At 74.2% G+C, this 1491-nt stretch carries 2 protein-coding genes; one reads left to right on the top strand and one right to left on the bottom strand.

Going from position 1 to position 1491, the window contains the following annotated elements; all coding sequences use genetic code 11:
* Nucleotides 1-139: 139 nt before the first annotated feature.
* Entirely contained in the window at nt 140-610 is a 471-nt protein-coding gene (locus ABD52_RS37170) for a hypothetical protein (protein ID WP_200905296.1), read from the bottom strand.
* Nucleotides 611-877: 267 nt separating this feature from the next.
* Between ABD52_RS37170 and ABD52_RS41820 the strand changes: the two genes are divergently transcribed.
* Nucleotides 878-1159 (top strand): hypothetical protein, encoded by a 282-nt coding sequence (locus ABD52_RS41820; protein WP_235437689.1) that lies wholly within the window; start codon nt 878-880, stop codon nt 1157-1159.
* The last annotated feature ends 332 nt before the right edge of the window (nt 1160-1491 follow it).

Here is a 1491-nt window from a genome sequence, read left to right as displayed (position 1 = left end):
GCCACGGCGGCGGCGCCGGGCTCGTCGGCGCGGGCCAGCCCGGCGGTGAGCGTGTCGTCGGCGCGGTCGACGACGGCGAGCGTCTCGGCCAGCCCGGGGATCGTCCCGTCGTGGAGCCGGGTCAGGTGCGCGGCGAGCATCAGCGCACCCCCGCCGTGGCCGGGAACCAGTGCAGCTCCGGCACCGCCGTGGTGGCGGCCGGGACCTCGAGGTAGGCCAGGTGGCGCAGGAAGCGGCTGAACACCACGGCGGCCGGGCCCGGCTCGTGCCGCGCGTCGGTGCGGGCCAGCAGGGCGGTGCCGTTGTCGACGCCGTCGCCCACATCCACCCGCAGGTAGCGGGCGACCTGTGTGGCGCCGTACTGCAGCACCGCCTCGTCGGCCAGCGCGTGCAGGTGCTTGCAGAGCATGGTGCCGCGCAGCCCGCCGCAGGGCCGGTTGTTGTTGGTGCTGCAGTTGACCGCGTGCGTGCCGGCGGTCACCGAGGAGACGTAGACGCGTTCCACGTCGGAGCCGCTGGACACCACCCCCTGCAACCGCCCGTCGGCCAGCTCCACGAAGGGCACCTTGGCGAGCTTGCGGGCCCGCGCGGGCGGCGCCACCCGCAGCACGCTGCGCCGTCGCCATGAGGCGTCGTTCGCCTCCGTCATCTTCCCGACCTCCCCGCCGGCCGGCCGCCGCCGGGCACGCCGGGACGCCGTCGCCGGCCGTGATCCGTGCCGCTGTGACGACAAGGATCATGGACCACGGGTACGACAGGAGCGCCGTCGCGGGCGGCGCCGGGAATACCGTGCGGCCCGGCGGGTAGAGGAGGGCGTGATCGAGCCCGAGCCGTCGTGCCCGCGATGCCCGGGCGGGCGGCCGGTGCCGTGACCCCCGTGGCTCCGGCGGCGCGCCGGGAGGTCCGGGAGGCGTACGAGCGGCTGCGCCGGTACTTCATCGTGGCCCTCCAGGCCGGTCTGGCCGCCGGTCTGGCCTGGTACGTGGCCAGCACGCTGCTCAAGAACCCGCAGGTGGTGGTGGCGCTGCTGTTGTTGCCGCTGAATCCGGTCCGGGTGGTGCACCGCGCCGCCGGGCCCACGCTGGACCTGTTCGCCAACGAGCTGACGGCGGCGGCGAAGGCGCTCGCCGCCCGGGACGCCGGGGCGGCCCGCCCGTAGTTTCCAGACCAAAAACAACGGTAAGCAGTTGATCTAGGCGCGTACCTGGGGTGCGCTGCCAAAGGGAGCGGGTTGCAGGGAAGACTTTTCGCCGTTTCCTGCGATCCCGATAGGTGGGATGCGAGATCAGCGGCGGCGGCTGACCGCCGAGGACGTCCCGACCCCATCACGCGGCCGGCCTACTGCGCCTGCCCGAACCCGCTGACTGACGTCGCCTGAGCTGGTCCAACAGCGGCGCCGCCTGGCGGGCGCGGTCGTACAGTGCGGGGGTGACTATCGCCTACGACTGGGGCGTGGACCAGCCCCCGGATCCGGCCGCCGAGGACGCGGGC

This window comes from Micromonospora sp. RV43 (genome assembly GCF_001029515.1).
GTDB classification, from domain to species: Bacteria; Actinomycetota; Actinomycetes; order Mycobacteriales; family Micromonosporaceae; genus Micromonospora; species Micromonospora aurantiaca.
The sequence above is the reverse complement of the archived record's forward strand: the minus strand, read 5'-3'. Positions and strand labels throughout refer to the sequence as shown.